15 protein-coding genes are annotated in these 20166 nt (G+C 62.3%); 2 read left to right on the top strand and 13 right to left on the bottom strand.

Annotated elements, in window-relative coordinates; all coding sequences use genetic code 11:
- Window positions 1–8 precede the first annotated feature (8 nt).
- From ASE91_RS10705 to ASE91_RS10720, 4 genes are all read right to left on the bottom strand, one after another.
- On the bottom strand, window positions 9–1835 hold the full coding sequence (locus tag ASE91_RS10705) for a glycoside hydrolase family 15 protein (RefSeq protein WP_056625998.1): 1827 nt from the start codon (window positions 1833–1835) through the stop codon (window positions 9–11).
- Entirely contained in the window at window positions 1832–2839 is a 1008-nt protein-coding gene (locus ASE91_RS10710; protein WP_056626001.1) for an SDR family oxidoreductase, read from the bottom strand. Before ASE91_RS10710 ends, ASE91_RS10705 begins: the two co-directional genes overlap by 4 nt.
- 560 nt (window positions 2840–3399) lie before the next feature.
- Window positions 3400–4509, bottom strand: coding sequence for an alkene reductase (locus ASE91_RS10715; RefSeq protein ID WP_056397233.1), 1110 nt, complete (start codon window positions 4507–4509; stop codon window positions 3400–3402).
- 270 nt (window positions 4510–4779) lie between these two features.
- Window positions 4780–5505 carry an SDR family oxidoreductase gene (locus tag ASE91_RS10720; RefSeq protein ID WP_056626004.1) on the bottom strand — a complete coding sequence of 242 codons (726 nt, stop codon included), beginning with the start codon at window positions 5503–5505 and terminating at the stop codon, window positions 4780–4782.
- A gap of 148 nt (window positions 5506–5653) precedes the next feature.
- Here ASE91_RS10720 and ASE91_RS10725 point away from each other — a divergent pair, with 148 nt between their 5' ends.
- Window positions 5654–6550, top strand: coding sequence for an AraC family transcriptional regulator (locus ASE91_RS10725; protein WP_056626007.1), 897 nt, complete (start codon window positions 5654–5656; stop codon window positions 6548–6550).
- A gap of 249 nt (window positions 6551–6799) precedes the next feature.
- On the opposite strand, the gene ASE91_RS10730 is transcribed toward ASE91_RS10725, so the two are convergent.
- From ASE91_RS10730 to ASE91_RS10765, 9 genes are all read right to left on the bottom strand, one after another.
- On the bottom strand, window positions 6800–8356 hold the full coding sequence (locus ASE91_RS10730) for an MFS transporter (RefSeq protein WP_156357792.1): 1557 nt from the start codon (window positions 8354–8356) through the stop codon (window positions 6800–6802).
- Between the two features lie 344 nt (window positions 8357–8700).
- Complete coding sequence (locus ASE91_RS19425) at window positions 8701–8931, bottom strand: hypothetical protein (RefSeq protein ID WP_156347635.1); 231 nt, start codon at window positions 8929–8931, stop codon at window positions 8701–8703.
- A 246-nt stretch (window positions 8932–9177) separates the two neighbouring features.
- Window positions 9178–10554 carry an IS1182 family transposase gene (locus ASE91_RS10735; protein WP_056626012.1) on the bottom strand — a complete coding sequence of 459 codons (1377 nt, stop codon included), beginning with the start codon at window positions 10552–10554 and terminating at the stop codon, window positions 9178–9180.
- Window positions 10555–10647: 93 nt separating this feature from the next.
- Window positions 10648–10959 (bottom strand): hypothetical protein, encoded by a 312-nt coding sequence (locus ASE91_RS19975; protein ID WP_056626015.1) that lies wholly within the window; start codon window positions 10957–10959, stop codon window positions 10648–10650.
- A 202-nt stretch (window positions 10960–11161) separates the two neighbouring features.
- Entirely contained in the window at window positions 11162–12925 is a 1764-nt protein-coding gene (locus tag ASE91_RS10745; RefSeq protein WP_055818826.1) for a UvrD-helicase domain-containing protein, read from the bottom strand.
- Entirely contained in the window at window positions 12918–14993 is a 2076-nt protein-coding gene (locus ASE91_RS10750; protein WP_056626020.1) for an ATP-dependent nuclease, read from the bottom strand. The genes ASE91_RS10745 and ASE91_RS10750 overlap by 8 nt, the downstream gene beginning before the upstream one ends.
- Before the next feature lie 292 nt (window positions 14994–15285).
- Window positions 15286–15576 carry a DCL family protein gene (locus ASE91_RS10755; protein ID WP_055818832.1) on the bottom strand — a complete coding sequence of 97 codons (291 nt, stop codon included), beginning with the start codon at window positions 15574–15576 and terminating at the stop codon, window positions 15286–15288.
- A 13-nt stretch (window positions 15577–15589) separates the two neighbouring features.
- The gene (locus ASE91_RS10760) at window positions 15590–18214 is read right to left on the bottom strand and encodes a DEAD/DEAH box helicase (RefSeq protein WP_056626024.1); all 2625 of its coding nucleotides are present in this window, start codon (window positions 18212–18214) and stop codon (window positions 15590–15592) included.
- Complete coding sequence (locus ASE91_RS10765) at window positions 18211–19200, bottom strand: HamA C-terminal domain-containing protein (protein ID WP_200909301.1); 990 nt, start codon at window positions 19198–19200, stop codon at window positions 18211–18213. The genes ASE91_RS10760 and ASE91_RS10765 overlap by 4 nt, the downstream gene beginning before the upstream one ends.
- 521 nt (window positions 19201–19721) lie before the next feature.
- On the opposite strand from ASE91_RS10765, the gene ASE91_RS10770 reads away from it, so the two are divergent.
- A complete protein-coding gene (locus tag ASE91_RS10770) occupies window positions 19722–20162 on the top strand; it encodes a hypothetical protein (RefSeq protein ID WP_056504392.1) in 441 nt (146 codons plus the stop codon).
- The last annotated feature ends 4 nt before the right edge of the window (window positions 20163–20166 follow it).

The raw sequence follows: 20166 nt of genomic DNA on the forward strand, positions 1-20166 counted from the left end.
GAAGGCCGTCAGCAATCATCCTCGGCCGCGAGCACATCGAGCGCCATGACGTGCGCTAGATGCGACAGGCCCTGCGGAAGGTTGCCAAGGAACGTGCCGGTGCGCGGATCGGCCATCTCGGTCATTATGCCGACCCCGCGGTCGAGAGCGGTGGTGATGGCGTCGAACACCTGCTCGGCGCGCTCACGCTGACCGAGCAGCGCGCGTGCCTCCACCATCCAGAAGGTGCATGCGAGGAAGCAGCCTTCCTCGGCGGAGACGTCAGTGTAGCGATAATGATAGGGCCCAGCGCCGAGCTCGGCGTCGATCGCATCGAGGGTTTTTACAAGCCGCTCACGGCCGTCGAAGCCGAAGCGCACCATCAGCGCAAGGGAGGCGTCGAGCTTCTCACTGCCGGGATAGAAAACGAACGCCTGCTTGGTTTCTGACCAGCAGTTCTCCTCGATCCATCCGGCAATCCGGTCGCGCTCACGCGACCAACGTTCGCGACACGTAGTGGGCAGCTGACCCTCGTCGGCGAGTTCGACGGCACGCGCCAGCGCCTGCCAGCAACTGACCTTCGACATAGTATAATGCTGGGACTCCTCCAGCTCCCAGATGCCGGCATCCTTCTTGCGCCACACGTCAGCGCACTCATCGGCAAGGTGTGAAAGAAGTTCGGCGCTGGATGCATCAAGTATGTTGCCGCACTCGACGAAGCGCGAGGCCGTCTCGAAGATGTCCCCATAGATGCCATGCTGGTGCTGGTCGGTCGCCGCGTTGCCGATCTGGACGGGTGTGGACCGCCGATAGCCTGGCACTTCGATCTCGCTCAAGCTTGGTACGATCGCGCCATCGAGCGAGTAGCAGACCCGCGCGCCATGCTCTTCCAATCGCTTCAGCAGCCAGCTGAACGCCGCCTTGGCCTCCGCCTGCGCACCTGCTGCCAGGAAGGCCTTGATGGTGTAGCCAGCGTCGCGGATCCACGCGTAGCGATAGTCGTAGTTCTTTTTGCCGCCGATACCCTCCGGCAGCGATGTCGTGGCGGCCGCGGCGATTGCGCCCGACGGCGAGAACAGCAGCAGCTTGAGTGCGAGCACGCTGCGGATGAATTCCGGTCGCCGGTCGCCGTCATATTCGATCTGCTCGGACCACACTCGCCACTCCGCATCGGATGTATCGATGCGCTCGTCGATCTTATCGATTTTAGGCACGATCAGCGGTTCGTCCTCGCCGGCGACGATCGCTACGATCTCCCGCTGCCCCTGCACGACCGTGAACTCAGCCGTCACTGCCTCGTCGGAGCGTTCGACCGTGATGCCTTCACTATGGAGCAGCAGCCCAAGCACCGTGCCGACATGGAAGACGGCGTGCTTGCCGATCGTCGACTGATAGGGACTGGCGCCGTTTGCGCGACGCCCCGGACGCATATTCAGCTGGAACCTGACAGAGCCGTCGAGCCCTTCGATGCGACGACCAAGTTCGGCCCAAGGCAGTCGCCCTGCCGTGCCGCTGTTCATCGATTCCGTCAGCTTGGCGCGACCTGACGCTGTCGTGAAGATCGTCTCAAGCACGTTGCTGTCGGGCAGGTAGCGCCGCTCCACCTCGAAGCTCTCGACCGGCGCGATGACGAAGCGGCCACCCTCCTCCGGATCAAGTAATCGGTCGAACAGTGGCGGAGAGTCGAGGTTGGGAACGCACCACCAGTCGATCGAACCGTCGGCCCCCGACAGCGCTACCGAGCGACCGTCACCCAGCGCGCCGTAATCCTCCAGTGCAAGATAGCCATCGACCCTGGTGCCGCCTGCCACAGGCGCGGCGATCTTGCCGCGGACGACGTCGAGCAGACCGTTCATGGGCGAAGTCGCGGCAGGAGCCGGCTTAGGCTAAAGCCTGCTGCTGCACCTGTGCTGAGCAGGGCACCCGCTGCCGCGACCTTAAGCAGGTCCCGTTGTCGGCTAGAGAAGATCTCACGGCGGCTCGATTTTACACGGTCGGGCGACGGCCCATCGATGGCAGCTGGCCCTTCGCCCGGTTCGTCGAGGTTGCCGACGCGGTCCGGTGCGGGGTCACCGGTCATGGCGTCGATCTGCTTGGCCGCCTGCTGATCGGCGAACTCAGGCGCAAGTGACTGCCCAAGCGCCATCATGGCGGTCGAGCGTCCGACCCAGAATTCGCGCTGTGGCCGCTCCACCGCCTCTTGCACCGCCTTGGCGCATAGCCGCGGATCAAACAGCGGATCAGGCAGCACTTGTTCGCGACCGCTATGATTGCGGGTCCAGGTCGGCTGCGGTGTGTTCACCGCCGGCAGGTAGACGACGGATAAGGTGATCCTACTTTTATCGGCGATCAGCTCGGCGCGCAGCGAGTCCGTGAACCCGGTTACGGCGGCCTTGGCGGCGCAATACGCCGCCTGGAGTGGTGCGGGTCGAAGCGCGAGGCCTGAGGATACCTGGATGATGGCGCCCTTGTCGCGCGTCTTCATATAACGGAGAGCGGCGAGAGTCCCATGCACCTGGCTCAGATAGGTCGTGGCCGTAACACGGGCGTATTCGGCGGCGGTAATGTGATCCGCACGCGCGACGACGGTGGACATAGCGTTGTTGACCCAGGCATCGATCGGCCCAAGCTCATCCTCTATTCGCGCTGCGGCGGCGTCGACCGCGTCTGCGTCCACGACGTCGACACTGATCGCCAGGACTTTTGAGGCGCCTGCCAACAAAAGCATCGCCTGCGCTTGCTCGAGCCGAGCCCGGTGGCGCCCCAAGATGCCTAGCTGCCAACCGGCAATCGCAAACTTCTCGGCAATGGCAAGTCCGATGCCTGCACTGCCGCCCGTCACCACTATGGTCTTCGCCATATCAGCCTCGCAAAACAATGTGATAATGCCCCGAGGTAGAATGACCGGCGCACGATGCGCCTGGGGATCAAGACGGGAACGTCTTCGGCCCGCATCATATCCGCAGCTCGGTCATTATATCTATTCGAATACGATCCATCGGATCGCGGCATACTAGCCTAGGACCGCTCATGGATTGGTCTTCGGATCGTTACGCTCGTAGGCTCTGACCCTCTTGAAGGGTAGAATTGTTCTCATCCTCGTGTTGAGCGGCTTCGACCCAATCCCGGACATTCAGTTGTCATCTTCCAAAGCTTCAACTTCGGACCCCCATTAATGTCGGAAGCGGGGACTGCGTCATAGGCGCTTTCCCCGCCGAACCGCACGGCAGCTTCCCGAGGAAAAATTTAGAGAAGCAGCGCCAATGGCAGCACTGTCGGCGCGGCGGCTGGACTTGCGATCGCCCCTGCGCCGACGGTGGCCACAACCCCAACCTCGCTCACCGACACCCGGAGGCCTCATCGCGATTAATCTGCGGTATGAGCTCGATCCTACGGCTGGCTCTGATGTGAGGGGCTGGGTCAGCTGCGATCCGGATTCCCGCGCATCGTCGGCCAGTCGGAATAGCCGACCGACCCGCCGCCATACCAATACTCTTTTGGCGCCTCTGCAAGCGGCGCACCTGTGCGCAGGCGATCAACGAGATCGGGGTTGGCAATGAACGGCCGCCCCATGCTGAACAGGTCGGCATCGCCACGCTCAAGAACCTCTTCGGCCAGCTTGAGCGTGTACTGGTTGTTCGCGATATAAGCCCCTTTGAAGCGCTTGCGCAGCGCAGCAAAGTCGACGCCATCTGCGTCACGTGTCTGCTGCGTCACGCCCTCGATGTCGTGGACATAGAGCAGGCCGCGCTGAGACAGCGCATCAACATAAATGCCGAAGGTTTCCATCACGGTGCTGTCGAGCGGCGTCTCGCCGGGCATTGTCGTTGCTGGCGACAACCGGATGCCGACACGCCCTGCGCCCCAAACGCCGACGACCGCGTCGACGACCTCGAGGGGGAAGCGCAGACGGTTTTCGATTGACCCGCCATAGGGGTCGGTTCGCCGGTTGGTGCTGTCGCGTACGAACTGTTCAAGCAGATAGTTGTTCGCCGAATGGACTTCGACCCCATCGAACCCTGCCGCCTTGGCGTTGGTGGCGGCGCGACGATAATCCTCGACGATGCCAGGGATCTCGTCCGTTTCCAGGGCTCGCGGCGTTACGTGGTCCTTCATACCATCCTTGGTGAATGCCTGTCCAACCGGCTTGATGGCCGACGGCGCAACCGGCGGTTTTCCGCCCTGTAGGTCCGGATGCGAGATACGCCCAGTATGCCACAACTGAAGAAATATGACGCCGCCACGATCATGGACAGCCTGCACGATCGGGCGCCACGCCTCGATTTGCTGTTCGTTCCAGATACCCGGTGTTAACGCATAGCCGACCGCCTGGGGAGATACGTTGGTCGCTTCGCTTATGATGATCCCGGCGTCAGCGCGCTGTGAGTAATAGTCTGCGGCGAAAGCGGGCGGGATCCCGTCGTCGTTCGAACGGCTGCGCGTCAACGGCGCCATGACGATGCGGTTGCGCAGCGACAGGTCGCCGATCTGGACGGGCTGCAATATGGGCGATGCGGAATGGTCGGGCATGGTCGGCGATATCCATCAAGCAGTGCAAGATCAGGAACGCTGAACGGACAAGCTGCCGTTATGGTCCGGCGTTCGGCCACATTCATGGTCGGTTGAACCGATCTGGAAGAGATGCTGGTGGCGCGTTGACGGCCGCAATGGCCTCCTATGCGATCATGACCGAACCCCAGTCGTTTCGATCCCCTCCTGGCTAACTGATCTCAGCGCTCGTCAATGTGTATGAACTCGTCGTTTGGGCGTCCCCGCTTCGGCACCGGCACGCCCAAGCATTTACATGTCCGCTGCGGTCGGGCGAACGATCACCTCATTGATGTCGACACCCTCCGGCTGCTCGATGGCATAGCGAACGGCTCGCGCGATCGCGTCCGGCGTCAGCGACTTCTTTCGCCATCCGGTCAGGGCCGCAGCAACCTCAGGATCGGTGATGTCATGGCCCAGCTCGGTGGCGACCACGCCCGGCGAGATCAACGTCGAACGGACCTCGTCATGCTCCTGCCGCAGCCCTTCAGTGATGGCGCGTACGGCATGTTTGGTGGCGCAATAAACCGCGGCGGTCGGCATCACCATGTGTGCGGCGACCGAGGCGACATTGACGACATGCCCCCGTCGCTGAGCCACGAACCGCGGCAGGACCGCGGCGATGCCGTTGAGGACGCCGTGGATGTTGACGTCGACCATCCGCTTCCACTCGTCGCGCTTGAGCGCAGCGAGCGGTGAGAGGGGCATCACACCCGCATTGTTGACCAGCACGTCGACACGTCCGAAGCGCGCTTCAGCGGCCTCCACGAACGCATCGAAATCGGCGCCGTAGGTGACGTCGAGTTCGCGCCAGGCGACGGTCTCGCCCAGTTCCTCCGTCAGTGCCTTCAGGCGCTCTCCGCGACGCGCGCCGATGAACAGCCGGGTGCCGGTCGCAGCCATTTCTCGCGCAGTTGCCTCGCCGATCCCACTCGACGCGCCTGTGATGAGGACGACCTTGTCAATATTTCCTGCCATGATGCAGTCCTTCCGTTGTGGTGACGGGACGCAGATGGGCCATCGTCCATGTCGCACGGTAGAGTGATTGCCCTAATGGCTTGCACGATCCTCTAGAATTAACGCCAGATGTTTGCCCACAGCTCGCAATTGGAGAAGGATCGTCGGCATGGACCGGATCGCCGAACTCTCTGCCCTCATCCATCGACACGTCGTGGGTACAGGCATTTGCAGCACGGCGATGCCGCATGTTTCGCTGATCCGGGCCGACGCACCGAGCACCCCCACGCCTGCCGTCTACGAGGCCTCCCTTTGCATAATAGCCCAGGGGTCTAAGCGGGTGTCGATCGGCGACCACAGCGTGGTCTATGATGCGGCCCATTACCTCTTGGTCTCGGTCGACTTGCCGCTGGTCGGTCATGTGCTCGATGCGAGCCCCGAGCGACCCTATCTCTGCTGCAAGATCGATCTCGATGCCTCGATCTTGGCCGATCTCATGGCGATCGAAGGCGGCGGGCTGGTCCGAACAGACTTGCCGGTGCTTGGCGTCTACCCCGGCGATCCCGACCTGATCGACGCGGCATGCCGGCTGGTCGGCCTGCTCGACCGACCCGACACGATCCGCGCGCTGGCGCCGCTGATCGAGCGCGAGATCCTCTATCGTCTGCTCACCGGACCGCATGGTCCGATGCTTCGTCACGTCGCAACCGCTGGCAGCCATCTCAATCAGGTCAGCCGCGCCATCGCCGCCATCCGCCGGCGTTTCGACGCGCCGATCCGCATCGACGATGTCGCAGCCGAGGCCGGCATGAGCTCCTCCTCGCTCCACGTACACTTCAAGGCGATTACCCGCATGACGCCGCTGGAGTATCAAAAACAGCTGCGGTTGCAGGAGGCTAGACGCCTGATGCTGACGGAGGGCGCCACGGCGAGCACCGCAGGCTTTGCCGTCGGCTATGAGAGCCCATCGCAATTCAGCCGCGAATACAGGCGACTGTTCGGCGCGCCTCCACGTGCCGACATCGAACGACTCCACGCTGCGCCAGCAGCCGCCATGGCGCTGTGACAATGGCTCGGGTCGCGACCGGTGCTTCAAAATGCTGTGATCAGCTGATGCTGGGACGCAGACCCACAAACGGACGTTCGAGCTCCCTTTCCTGCCTCCCAATTGCAGCCATTCGTTAATCGGGTTGAACGGCAGCTAAGTAGGCCCAAATCAGGCACCGGCGCAGCGGGTCAGGATAGCAGACAGTGCGCTTTCAAAGAGGGAAGCGCCGATAGGCGACGCTCCGCACGGCCTATGTTCTGCCGGCAGCTAAGCCTCCGCTTCTAGCTCACGTAAGCTGCGGCCGCGCGTCTCTCTACCTGAGCGTCCGATCAGTACCGCTGACAGCGTCATTGGTATGATCAGCGCAACTGCCGCGCCCCCCATCGTCGGGATCAGCCCAGCGAAGGCTCCTAGCTGGACAGCAACGCCACCAAATTTGCTACTGCCCGCGATCAGCCCGGTGGCACGTCCACGGACGCGTAACGCGTAGTTTTCGGCTGCATAGGGAAGTAGCACGGCGATCAATCCGTTTGTGCCAACCACCAGCAGCGCGATCACAGCGATCAGCAGTGGTGGCCAAGCCAGCGTAGGCGCCGGCAGTAGGGCTCCAGCAAGCCCGGCAAGTGTGAGAAGCACAGTGCCGATCAGGGTGCGCTTGCTGCTCCACCGGCTGTAAAGGAAGGCCGCGATCATGATCGTGGGCAGGGCAACGAGTGCTGAGCTGGCGATGATGCCGCTCGCAATCTCAGCACTAAAGCCTCGATCCTGGAGATCGGAAGGCAGCCATAGCAGCAAGCCGAAGTTGACGAAGCTCCAAGACAGGGCCGTGATCACCAGGGCGATGGTCAACTCGCGGTGGTGAGCCGCTGCGCTGCCAGCGTCCGCTGGCGCTGCTTGTGGAGCACGCCTGACGATGCCGAACTTGAGAGCCATGTCAGCCAGCTCCGCGTTCATGCCACGTTCCATCAGAAAGCGCGGCGATTCCGGAATCCACCTTGCCATCGCAAGCAGCAACAAACCGGTGGGAAAGCCCTGCAGCCACAAGCTACGCCAGCCGAACAGAGGCTCGAACAGATGCGCGGCACCGCTAGCTGCCAGGTAGCCGCCGACCAGTCCCGTACCGCCAACCAGCACAAGGACCCAACTTCTGTGCCGCGGAGGCATGATCTCAGCCAACAGCGTGTAGACGACAGGCAGCATGCCGCCAGCCGAGCACCCCATCAGAAAGCACATAACTAGGTTCCAGCTGTAGGAAGGCATAGCTCCGCAGATGGAGGTCGAGACGAACAGGATCGTGGACAACAGGATCGACACGCGCCGACCGTAAATGTCTGCAAGCCACCCCCACAGGAACGAGCCGACCGTGGTTCCGGTTAGGGCAACGAACGGCAGCAGAGCAACGGTAGACTTTGCAAGACCGTACTCCCCACGCATACCGGGAAGCACAAAGCCGAGCGTTGCTGGCTTCATCGTGTCGATAATCAGGCCGAGGGTAAGCACCAGCAGAACGGCCGCATGCGAGCGCGTCAGAGGGGTATCATCGGGCGCTTCAAATGCGGCGCCAGCGCCTGGCCTGTGATCAGGCCGTTTCTTGGGTAAAGCGCCAAATATAGCAGCCGGCACGCCGATGCCGATCAGCGCCATGCCCATGTACATCCATCCGTCCATAGGCATACCCGACAGGTGATTGCCCATCGTATGGGCCATCGCGAGCATCGGTAAGTGAAGGGCAACCCCAACGCTGATTGCCGCACAGCCTGTCCAGAAGAGCGGCCAGCGCTCTCCGACAACCGAGTTTCCGCGGCTTCTTCTGCCGTTCGCCATCCATTCACCCCCACCAGGAGCGGTGGCATACGCCGCACGGTTCGCCTGCTGCAAGCCGAGCACCCGCTGCCGGGGCACTGATCCGGCTGATGGCCTGCCGAATGGCGGCTTTCGAGCGAACGGATCGCCAAACCTAAGCGTCCGGCTCACGATGCAATTGCCGGAACCGTCGACTTACGAGACCCACATCCGGTCATTCCGGATGCCCTACCCGCGCCCCAGCTTCTGCCATTCGTTCATTTCGCAATTTGGAGCATACTCAGCCGAGCTGGCCGACCGGTTGTCCGGCATTGGGAGGGAAGCGGACTGGCAGCTTCTGGATGCGTTTCAACGAAAGCCGCCGCTCAACCGCCATTGATTGAAGCGTGCGTCGGTCTGATCTCGACGGCTGCGGGTTGACGCCCTTCGTTCCAAATCGACAACCAAGCGTCGTCGAACCAATCGAACGAGTGAGGATGCCCGTCTTCGAGCGTCACGATCGCTTCTCCACCAACCGGAACCTCGAATTGGTCGCAAATCGGCTCAATAAAGATCGTTAGTGGCCGATCGCTCTTGTTTCGTATCGGCAGCCTCACTCGTCATCCTTGATTTATTAAAGGGACCCATGAGCGGGACTCGAACCCGCCAAACGCTTCGATTACCCGGTGCGCCCGCTCCGACAGCGTCAGGGCCGAGGTCAACTTACTGGCTGAATAAGCGTCTGCAATATGGCGACGCTAGGTTGGTGCCGAACGTCTGGTATTGGGCGATTGTGTTGAAGAAGTCGGCGTTGCGCCGGTCGACGAGTTGCCGCTGAGCTGCGGTGGAAGCCGCTGATTGGCTCAGACGGGTAGTGGCTGCGCGGGCATCGGGATGAGCTTGGCCATCTTGCGGAGGTTCTGGGCGGTGGCCGCCATGTGGAACTCGTCCCTTGCACCGTTTGGACCACGCAGGCGCAATCGGTCGAGCTTCAGAATGCGTTTGAGGTGCGCGAACAGCATCTCGACCTTCTTTCGCTGGCGGCGGGAGGTGACGTAGGCGTCGGTGGTGGCGATATCGCGGGCCAGATCGCGAGCCCCTTCGTGGATCGAGCGGGTTACCTTTCGCGCCGGCATGTTGGGCGTGCAGCGTTCCCGCAGGGCGCAGCCGCCGCAGTCCCGCTGTCGTGCGCGATAGCGGATGAAGCCGTCCTGGCCGACGTCGCCCCGCGCGGTCGCGAAGTTGCGGTTCCTGGGCCTCAGGCGCTTGCCGCCAGGGCAGACGTAGCTGTCGTCATCATGGTCGTAGGTGAAGGCATCGCGTTCGAACGTGCCGTCGCGGCGGGCCGATTTGTCGAACACCGGGATGTGGGGCTGGATGTCACGTTCGTGGACCAGCCAGGCGAGCATCTCCGCCGAGCCGTAAGCGGTGTCCGCCGCCAGTCGCTCGGGCCAGACGCCGAAGCGGTCCTGCACCCGCGCGATCATGCGCTTGCACGCGGTCACCTCGGCCTGGCGCACGGCGGTGCTCGCTTCCACGTCCATGATGACGGCGTGGTCGATGTCGATGAGGTAGTTGGTCGAGTAGGCGTAGAAGGCCGGCCCGCGATGCGCGCTGGTCCAGCGCGATGCCGGATCGGCCGGTGCCAGATACTTCGGCACTACCGGTGTCGCTGCGCCGAACGCAGCATCGTCGAGAACGGCCAGATACTCGCGTACCGCACGACTGTCGGCGTCCGGCGGCACGCCGTCGCTGCCCGGACCGCCGGTCTGGCGATTGGCATCGGCGCGGATCAGACTGGCATCGACCGCGAACCCTTCGCCGCCGACGAGCCCCTCCGCCATGCAGCGCGCGACCGTCGTCTCGAACAACCGGCGCAACAGGTCGCTGTCGCGGAAGCGCCCGTGCCGGTTCTTCGAGAAGGTCGAGTGATCGGGCACGTCGCCCTCCAGCCCCAACCGGCAGAACCACCGATAGGCCAGGTTCAGATGCACTTCGTCGCACAGCCGCCGCTCGGACCGGATACCCATGCAATAGCCGATGATGAGCATCCGGATCATCAGTTCCGGATCGATCGAGGGGCGACCCGTTTCACTGTAGAAGGGTTTCAGCTCCTCGCGAATGCCCGACAGATCCACGAACCGGTCTATCGAGCGCAGCAAATGGTCCGCCGGCACGTGCCGCTCCAGGCTGAAGCTGTAGAACAGCGCTTCCTGCGCCACCGTCCGCTCGCCCATCATCGGCCCGTCTCCGCTTGCCTCGCGGCAATTGAATCAGACCAGCGACACCACTGCAAGACGCCCTTTTTCAACACAATCGGGCGAAAGCGTTCGTCAAATGATGATGCCCTGGCGGTAGGCCAGCTTCGCGTTTCCCCGCACCTTGGTGCCGCGCTTTGTCACTTCGAGGCTAACCCGATCGCGATCAATGCGGGTTAACAGCACCCCAAGGCAGTCATATCTTTCCATGCTAGGGTCGACATCGGTCTCGACGTGGAGGTCTAATCGGTCCGGGTCAGGCCCATAGTTGCGCACGATAGCATCTGAGCCATAGAACCGCTCAACCGCCTGCTTAATGAAGCTCCTTTCTTCGGCTTGAAGCGAAGCGGGTAATCTAGCGGGGATTGGCGGCGATGCGGCAGGCATGCGACTAGGCTAGCCGGTTAGCCAATGTCTGCAAGTGGGCGAGGGCAGACGCCTTGCCCTTCCGCCGAGGAGACCCACAACCAGACGTTCAAAGGCGCCTGGCCGCTTCCCGACTTCGGACAGCCGTTCATGTCGAAGTTTGCAGCGGGCGACGGCCTAGATTATCAGAGCGAATAGCGCGGAAGGGGTGGGAACCAGTCGATCACGCGACGGATGGGTCAGCGGGCAGAGCGATAACATTTTCCGTACCGAACAAGTCAAGAACCTTTGCCAAGGCAGCCTGGCTTAGCACCTGCGTAAACAGGAGCGCCAGCCTCCGCTTCGGACGCGAGCAGGCCACGTAGAAAAGGTTACGATTGCTCTCAAAGGAGGCCGTCTTGTCTCCAGGAGGTCCCTGATCTAGCCATTCCAACATTTGACCGAAGTTATACTTGTTCCAACCGCGACCGACGATAACGAGGACGTTCTCGAACTCAGCTCCCTTAACCCCGTGCTTTGTCGCGAACGGCGTGTGGCCGTCAATGAAGGCATCCACCGCCATCAGCTCCGCATAGGAAACGTCGCGGAGCCTCCGTAGCTGGGTCACCCTACGCGGCTCGTTTTCCGTAGGAACATCTCCCACTGCAGCAAGCCGATTTTCGCGATCGATAACCGCTTCGGGAACGCGCATGTGCTCCTGCGCCCGCATGAAGTCGATCACCTGTCCAATGGTCCCGCTATGCCTGAGCTCGATGAGTTCTTGGAAAGATTGGGACCACGCCGCCTTGTCTTTATGACGGCGGATGCTTGGGTGACCAGCGTCGAGGCATCCGAACATCTCGCCGTAGCGCTGCGCTTGGAAGGCGGCGCATGCGGGCTCCACCTGATCCGCGAGGAACTTGATGTGCGGATCTTCCTTCTTCAGCCACGGGTCGTTGAATTGACCGTAGATCTGCTGGATCGTCGGATAGCCCTGCTCCCGTGCGAGGACGCTATGGCTGAGCATCAAGATCTTCGTCCGCTCGACCGCAAAATCCCAGCCTTCGCCGATGAGCCTGCCCTTGAGATGGTCGAAGTAGGCGCGGGCCGCCTCGGCGCTCGTATCTCCAGTCCAGTGCCCGCCCCCCTGACCCGTGCGCCGCTGCCCCGGCCAAGCGTTGGTATGGAAAAGCCGCGCCTCGCCCGGCGCGTCGGCGTCGCTCGGGATCTGCGGAAGCGCAGGCCTCATGCGGTTTAGCACCGAAACGATGGGTTCTACCGACCGGAAGTTCGCGTTCTTGTCTATGACTTGGAGCGCGGCGTGCTCAACCGCTCCGCATCCGTCGCCATAGATCTTCTGCCAGTGGTCACCGAAGAGTCCGACGACCGGGCCGGTTCCGGTGTCGAGGAAGTGCTGCTTCAGAGCGTTCACGAAGCCAGCGTCCGTATCCTGATACTCATCTATAAGGAGAACCGGAAAGCGCGCGGTCATCACGGCCCGGAACTTGGGCCGGGCGAGTAGTGCGGTCATGAGCGTGAGCACGTCCTCGTGCCGCAGTGTCAATTCCGCTTCGGTCACCCTAGGATAGCCGAATTCGTATTGGATGGTCCGGACACCAATTTCGGCGACATCCGCCTCGGCGAGCCGGTCGGCCCAGCCTTCGAGCGTCGGTACTAATGCGCGAATCTCTGGCTGAAAGTCCTGCAACAGCGACCAGCAGAAGCCGTGGATCGTCTCCGGCCGCACAGCGGGATGCGCTTGGACGCGGGACGCGATCTCGTCCTTCGCGACGTTCGTGAAGGTAATGCAGCCGATCTGCTGCCGGTTGCGCATGAGCTCGGAACCGCGCAGTGCCAGCAGCCGGCGGAGGGCCTTCTCCAGCGAGTAGGTCTTGCCCGCACCGGCACCGGCCTCGAGACGAAAGCTACGCCCTTCGTCAAAGCATGCAAAAACTTGCTCCAACGCGGCGCGGCCGGCAGCGTCAGCCGGGCTCTCCCCATCAGCCATGGGCCGGCTGTCCGTAGTCGGCAACTTCTATGCCGATCACCTCAGCGACCAGCTCCGCCGCCACCACGTCGGGCGGAAGAACCGGAGCGGGATTCCCCGCGGCGAGCCACCGCAAACCCTCGGCGATATATCTGGGCGTTCTCCAAGCTGTGCTTTCGATAGCGTGCTCGAGGGCGAAGCTAGACTTTTTCTGCTCGGCCGCATGCTCGTAGGCGAGCGCCGCTCGATCCCCCCCGCCGAGTTCGAACAGATCCGGGTTCGCGAGGATGAACGCGTCCTCGAAGCTCCGGGCGGAGGGGCCGCCATCCTGTTCCGGGATCTGATAGGCCAGCCGCCTGCCGCCGCTTGTCTTCTCGTCAGCTGTCTTCGCCAGAAGCTGCGCAGGCGAGACATCGGGCGCGAACCAGTCCTTGATACACGCATTACTAGTGAAGGCCCCCTGCGCCACCAAGACCGCGACACGCTTATTGTTGGCATTGGGAGCCACGGAGTCGATGTCGGTGATGACGAGCGTGCGCAGCTCGAGGAAATTGAGAAGATCGTAGAACCGGTGCGCGTACGCGCCGCCGACCTCCATGACTGTCAGGTATTGACTGCTGAGCTGCGGCTGCCCGGCCGCCGTCTCGTCAGTCTTTCGGATCATGGACGGAAGCAGGAGCCGCTCCGACGTGCCCTCAATCAGGATCGCCTTATCGGCGAAGAACAGGTCACAACGCGAGAGCGTAAGATACTGGTGGAGAAATTCGCGCACCGCCGGCTCGGCACCCGCCATGCCCTGACGCAAATCCTTGACGAGCGAACGGCGCACTCCCTCGCCATCGGCGACGGAGAGAAAGTAGCGGAGACTCTCGAACCTTGCTTCGTTCGCCATGTGTGGGGAGTGCGTCGTCACGACGAACTGCACCGGCCACGGTTGGTCGGCGTTCAGCTGCGCCACGAACGCGGCCGTGACCCGCTCAAGCTGACGGATGAAAACCTCCTGCATCTGAGGGTGGAGGTGCGCCTCCGGCTCCTCGATGAAGATGAGGTGGACGCCGGATGAGGTCGGCATTGCCTGATATTCTCGAAAGAAGCTCAACAGCTGCAGGAGCATGTAGACGAGGTTCCTGGTCCCAAGACCGCTGTAGGTCTCAGGGAGCGTCATACCGTTGACGCCCCGATACCTGACTTTCGTGTGGTCTTTGAGAAGCTTGTTTACGTCGAAGCTCGTCTCAGTCACGAGTCCGGGATCCGACAACCCGGGATATCCGAACAGGTCGAACGTCGGCAGCAGCGAGGTCAGACCCGAGTTGAAGCTATTGTGTACGTCGCCTTGGATCGCCTCCACCACTTCCTTGAGCTGCTCTGCGGTCGTCCGTCTTTCGGGATTGATGTCATCAGTCAGGGCCGACTGGAACAGCACCTCGACGACCTTACCCAAAACATCACGCTCACGAATGGTGTCGTCGTCGAGACCGCGTTGGGCGTTGATAAAGCCCACCCCGACCAGCGTAGTAAGCAACTTGGTCTCGAGCGACTTGCGGTTGGTGGCATCGTTCGGATCAACGGCCTCCAGCGTTCCCACATAGGCGGTGGGGAGCCGTTGGCCGAGATCCCGGAAGAAACGGGAGCGGTCGTTCGCCGCATCCTCCAGCGGGACCAAATGGTCAGCAAAAAACGTCTCGGGTGCCGTAGCCTTTGGGCCGAACCGAAACTCCAGGCGAGCCTCGTGGCAGTCGTCGTTGAGGTCGATGATGCAGTTGCCCAGCGGCCCGAGATCCAGAGCGTCCGTGTCGTACTCGATGTCGAGGACCAGCCGGATCGAAGGCAGCTGCTCCCAAGCGTCGGCGGACTGCGGGTCGGCGCGGTAGGCCTGCAGCGCCTGCCAAAAGCTCTCGTGGCACCCCAGCGAGAAGTCCTCAAGCCGTAATGCCAGACTGCCGCCGGACAAGATCCGCCGGAACAGCTCTGCGATTGACGTCTTCCCGCTATTGTTCCGCCCGACGATCAGCGTCGTGCGTGCCTCGAACCCAAATTCTACATTACGGAGAAGTCGGAAGTTCTCGATCCTGGCCCTCACTATCCGCATTCTCATCCCCCAGGCATTCCGTCGCCGAAACACTTAATAGACTTGCCAGTGCACTCGGCATACCCGGTTTACAGCCGAGGACATCCTCGACATGTCGATGGTTTAAGCTGGGTCCTCCGAGCGTCGATCCATTGAAGGGAAAAACATTCGCTCGCCTATCGTGATCGACCCAGGAGTGGTCATTCGCGGCTTCTCTCGAGCTGCCCCATCCGGCCATTCGTTCCTGTCGGCTAACCGACGAGTCGAGCCTCGCTCATGTCTAACAAAGCAGCCGACGCTACTAAGAATATGATCAGACACAGGCTGTATACGAGAATCGGACGGTAGAGCCGTCCAGTCGGTTGACCCAAAAGCATTTGGTGGCGAAGTCGGCGGTACGCACGCTGAAATTCTTGATGCCTGCCCCGATCTTATCGTCGGCCTCCGGATGCAGCGCGAGCGCGGCGGTCAGGACGACGCCGTCGGCGGCACTGACCCGGTCGCCCGGGTCGTAGCGGTTGAGCATAGCTTTGAGGTGGGCTCGCGCGGCGGTCTGCGTCTCGAAGTGCAGATCGCCGTAGCTTACGGACTTCTTCACACCCATGTGGTCATACCTTTCATGTTGTTGTCTGATTGGAGGGTTCCACGCCGTCATCGAGGGTTAGCCTTTCCCGAAGCTCCCGCACGATCACCACAGGCAGGTCCATGCCGTCGAGCCGGTCCGAGCGATCGGCCATCCACTTAAGCGCCTGCGTCTGGTCGAGGTCGTCTCTGGCGATCTTCTCGTAGAGCGCGACCGCGGTCATGCGCGACAGGCCCAACTCCATCAGCGAGATCAGCGTACGTGACGACACGCCGAACTCGAGCTGGGTGCCAATGTCCATGTTGTGGTCGATTAGGTCCTCGCGACCGATCTCGAGGTAGTGGAGATGGAGCACGTCTACGTATGCCGACAGGTACTTCGGCGCGCGGAAACGGGCGATCTGCTCGACCAGCGCCATCGTGTCCCGGATTAGGGCCGGTAGCTGGTAGACCTTACCGACATCCTCATGCCACGCGATGTTGCGGCGGATAATCCTCGCGAGAGACTTGCCCTCCAGCCATTGCAGCACGATGATTGCATAGAGCGCGACCCTCTTGTCCGGGGTGAAAGCCGGAAACAGGCTCGCGTTGATCCTGCGCATGATCGTGATGAAGCGGTCCATGCAGTCGTCGCTGGCAACGTCCACCGGCGCGAGGTTCTCTGGTTCGCCCGGATAGCGTCTAAAGGTCTCCAGCAGGCGCTGCATGCCTATCGGGCTCACGCCCGAGTGCCTCGACGCGAGCGCTGGTTCGATCTCGATGGCGGTGGCGATTGTCTCGAGCACCCCGTCCAGCTTCGCTATGAACGCGGGATCGTGACGCTTGGCGAAGTCAGCCTTCGCGATCGATCCCAGCCGCATGAACGTCGTCAGCAGATACGCTCCCACTTGCTCGAACTCCTCCACGCCGTCGAGCTCGCCGGGACTGCCTTCCAGGCGCGCGGTAAGATAGTTGATGAGGCCATGTCCTGTGTCGAGGACGGCATCGCTCTCGCGGCGGATCGGGTAGCGGGCGCGCAGCGGCACACCGCTCGGCCATGCCGTTACGTTCTCCGGATCGAGACAGACGATGTTGCCCTGGAACTCGTCGCCCCACCGCCCAGCCCTACCGGCCAGGTTCCAGAAGTCGTGGGGCTCCATTGGGTTGCCCTTGCCCTTCCGGGGTCCGCGTACCACGATCGTCCTGCACGATAGGTTCACGCCTTCGACGAGTGTGGATGTGCACACTAGGAAGCGGATCCTGCCGGACCTGAAGAGGCGTTCGATCTCAAGCCGCAGCAGCGAGGGCATGTTGCCGAAATGGAAGGCCACGCCCTGCTCGACCAGCGGAGCCAGACGGAACTGCGGGTGGACCCCCTTCCGCGCGAGGTCAGCCAGCGCGGCGAGCTCCGGATGGACGTCCCCGAGATCCGCCTCGGGCTGCAGCTGGCTGATGAAGTCGGCGATGTCCTCGGCCTCGGCGGCGCCGTTGGCGTAGACGAGGGTTCCGCCCCGCGCACCCGTTGCCGCGGCGGCGACAAACGCCAATCGTTTCGAGAAGGTCGCGGGCGTGCTCGGAAGCTGGAGAACGCCGACCTCGACCTCCGCGTCGCCACGCCTGACGGCGAGTGCGTAGCGCCGCGGCTTCCCCTTCTCCTGCCTGGCGAGGATCAGGTTCTGCAGAACCGTCGGCGCGTCGCTGTCGACGGCGACGGTCTGGACGTCGGGCGGCGCGTCGGCGAGCAGTTCGCCGGGGTTCTGCGTCGCTGGACTTATGAAGATCAGCTTCAGGCGCGGATTGAGCCGCGTGGCGCGCTCCACGGCGTCCTGGAGGATGACGCCCCGCCCGTCGTCGCCGATCTTGTGGGCTTCGTCGACAATCATCAGATCGACCGAGAAGTCGCCGCCGAGGACGTTCGCGAGCAGGTGCATGCGCTCCTGCGTGAGCACCAGGATGAGGCGCGAGCCTCCAGAGCGGGCGGCGTCGAACTTCGTCCTGAGCGGCAGTGACGACACCACGATGCCGGGGCGGCCCTTGAGAATGGTTTCGAGGTTCGACTCGATCTCCGAGACGAGCGCTCGGGTCGGCGCGAGGTAGACGGCGATCGTTGAACCGCCTGTCCCCATCTGATCGACGAGCCACTGCAAGACGAGGAAGGTCTTGCCCGACGCCGTGGGGGCGGAGGCGGAGAGCCATGCCGAAGTCGATGCTCCGGTCCAGAAACGCTGCTGGAACTCGTTTACCTCGATCCATCGTCCGGTGGTCTCTACCAGCACCGACCGGTCCATTTCCCGGCGCTGCGCCTCGATGCGCAACGACAGGCCGAGACGTTCGTCCAACCTCCCGGCGATGAGCCCGCGATCGACCGCCAGGTCAACCGATCGGAAGTTCGAGAGTTTGCCGAGAAGCACGGCGCCTCCGTCCCGGACCTGCGCGTCCTCGACCATGGAGACGGCGGACACGGCGATCCGGAGGGCAGCTTCCTGATCGCCCCGCCGTTCCGACCTTGCGAGGATGCTGCCGGCGAGTATCAACCTCTGCCAGTCGAAGTCTTCGGGACCGGGACCGTCGTCTACGGCGAGGCCGCTGAATTCGGATCGCACCGTCATCCGGGTCAGTGCCGCGATCTCGTCTCCGACCCCTTCCTTGAGCAGCCAGGCCTGCAGGTCGGCCAGGCTCACTTCGCGAGGCCCATCACTTCGAGGAAGATGTCCCGAAAGCCTTGGGACGATGGCAGCGGCACGCAGAAGAACTCGATCTCCAAGGTCTCGAGCTTGTTCTTGACCACCCCTTCACCGACCTTGCCGACCCATTCGACGAGCGCCGTCTTCGCCGCCTTGGCAATCTCGTCGGCAAGCGCGGACGCCCCCTCCGCCGGATAGAACGGCACGCCGAATCCGACTAGCGCGACGCCGCAGTACCGCACTCGGTTGGACATCGGCGAGGAGCGGTCGAAGTACTTCCTGAGTGCACTGGTCAGGCGCTCGTCGGTGAGATCGGCCTTGTCGCTGAGGAGCAGGAGGTCGCGTTCGCGTTCCGACCCTTCGTGGTCGGGTTCGATGAGGTACGGTGCCAGGGAGTCGAGGCACGAAGAGATCGCCGCGGCCGGGGTCGCGTAGACCTTCGACTCCCCCCAGTAGAGCTTGAGCACGCCTTCCGACGTGATTCCGGCGTACACGCCGTCGGCACCGTGGTAGTGCACGCGGCTATCGGTCTTGAGGTCCATCTTGCAGAGGATTTGCGGGAGCTTGAGGAAGCGCTCTGCGAGGAGATACAGGAGCATCTCGCCGCCCTCACCGGTCGTGGCGAGGTCCGTGAACGACCGCTTCGCCCGCTCCACCAGCTCGGCGACCGCCTCGGTGCTGTTGAACCGCGCATCGCGTGCTTTTGCCTCTGCAATCTTGGAGCGCGGCAGGGCGTAGATGGCCGCCGCATTCCGCATAAATTCGGCCAGCCGTCTTAGCTGGACCCGTCCGTTTCCGTCAATCGCCAGACAATGGCAGTGCACCTTCACCGACTGTCCGGTCACGATCACATCCCGCTCGATCAAAGTGAGATGGACGTCGAGCGCCTCCGGATCTCCCGTCAACGCGGCTTCGAGATCGGTCGCAGTGATCGTCGACAGATCGATTCCCCCAGATTTACAACCCTGTTCAAGGATGACCAACTCGTTGTATCTACACGATTAGCATAGCTAATAGGCTAAGCAAGGTGACGAGCTTCCGTCGCCGGTGCAAGCCAAGACGTCGACATGGGCAGTTAGGCTGTTGACGTAGGATGCTGGTGGGCCGAATTAGGTGATCAGCAGGATGCTCTTGTACGGTGAAACGCCCCAGTCATTCCGGCTCTGTCGCATCGATAGTTGCGCGGCCCTCGCTTCCGGCCGGCCGAGCCTGCCTATGACGCCTTCCTTGGTGATACTGCCGCCTCATAATGCACTTCGATGCAGTCGTACGGCGTCCACTCCATTTCTAGCAACGACGGTCAGGCTGACGTAACTCGGCCTGAACGAACGTCGGCTTAGCCGTCTCGCCGGCCAAAAACGGACAGGCCGGTTTCCACCATGAACGCACGTCTGCTTCCTGCGCCTGAGCCTACTTTGCTTGGCCGCAACCGTTCGTCGCGGGAACGATTCGTATCGACTCATAGGATTTGGCAGTCGGTGGGCGATGCGGCAGCCTCGGAAGCATGGAACAGCAGATTATTCATGCCTGCGGCCACAAGCAGGTTCATGTCATTTACGGCTTCGACTCTCAGGTCGCGCGCAAGGCACGCTGGCTGCGGACAACCAAATGCCGAGCCTGTTTCGTCGCTGACAAGAAAACCGAACAAACCGAGGCTGCGGCACGTGACAGTGCGACGATAGCGCATCTCGTCCTGCCGCCACTGACCGGGAGTGAGCGGCAGGTGAGTTGGGCCGAAACTATTCGCATCAATCGTTTGGCCGCGCTGATGGCGACCCCACACAAAACCACTGATGCCGACTGCAGCCTTTGTCTGCGCATAAGCGATGCGAAGTGGTGGATCGATCACCGGGACCTGCCGAACGCAGATCTCGTGGTTCAGGCGACTAGGCAGCTGCAAATTGCTGCCATGCCAGCTAATGGGCAACAGTCCGCAGCGGCATGATCAG

It is taken from the genome of Sphingomonas sp. Leaf62 (genome assembly GCF_001421915.1).
Lineage (GTDB): Bacteria > Pseudomonadota > Alphaproteobacteria > Sphingomonadales > Sphingomonadaceae > Sphingomonas.